The sequence below is a fragment of the Mesorhizobium sp. M7A.F.Ca.CA.002.15.2.1 genome (assembly GCF_003998715.1).
GTDB lineage: Bacteria > Pseudomonadota > Alphaproteobacteria > Rhizobiales > Rhizobiaceae > Mesorhizobium > Mesorhizobium ciceri.
This window is the reverse complement of sequence record NZ_RZPI01001274.1, coordinates 1-448: the sequence shown is the minus strand read 5'-3', so window position 1 is coordinate 448 and position 448 is coordinate 1. Positions and strand designations below refer to the sequence as shown.

Below are 448 nucleotides of genomic sequence, written 5' to 3'. Positions count from 1 at the left end.
GCGCGAAATGGTGGCCTCGCCGATCTGCGGCGCGCTTGCGGCGGCTTATCTGACGCTGCCGGCGGTCTCCTACGCCAGGATCGCCGGCCTGCCGATGCCCGATCCCGCCGACGACACCACCACGCTGGCGGCCGCCTTCCTGATCGGCGTCTGTGCGATGTGGATTTCGGACGTGCTGTTCGAGTTTGTGGTGCGGAGATTCAAGCCGGGGGTGGAGGAGTAGCTGTTGGCACCGCGTCGTCTGTTGGCTGCTGCCTGACGGAATTACCGAGACAGGTGGACCTGGCGCGGCGTGGCTCTCATTTCCAGGACCGACCGCTGCCCGCTTCGGCTCACGCCGGGGCGGGCTTTTTTGCATTTCCGATCGGCCATTGCTGAGCGGCATTCGAGTTGACCGGTCTCGTCGTCGTCCGTTGTGATAAGCAAGTTAATCATGTCGGTTATGCAT

Annotated in this window: 2 protein-coding genes; one reads left to right on the top strand and one right to left on the bottom strand. The window is 63.4% G+C overall.

From position 1 onward, the window contains the following. The coding region (locus ENZ74_RS34100) for a hypothetical protein (protein ID WP_127313387.1) at positions 1 to 223 on the top strand (223 nt) is incomplete at its 5' end. Positions 224 to 264: 41 nt separating this feature from the next. Here ENZ74_RS34100 and ENZ74_RS34855 read toward each other — a convergent pair. Then, the coding region (locus ENZ74_RS34855) for a hypothetical protein (protein ID WP_206522424.1) at positions 265 to 448 on the bottom strand (184 nt) is incomplete at its 5' end.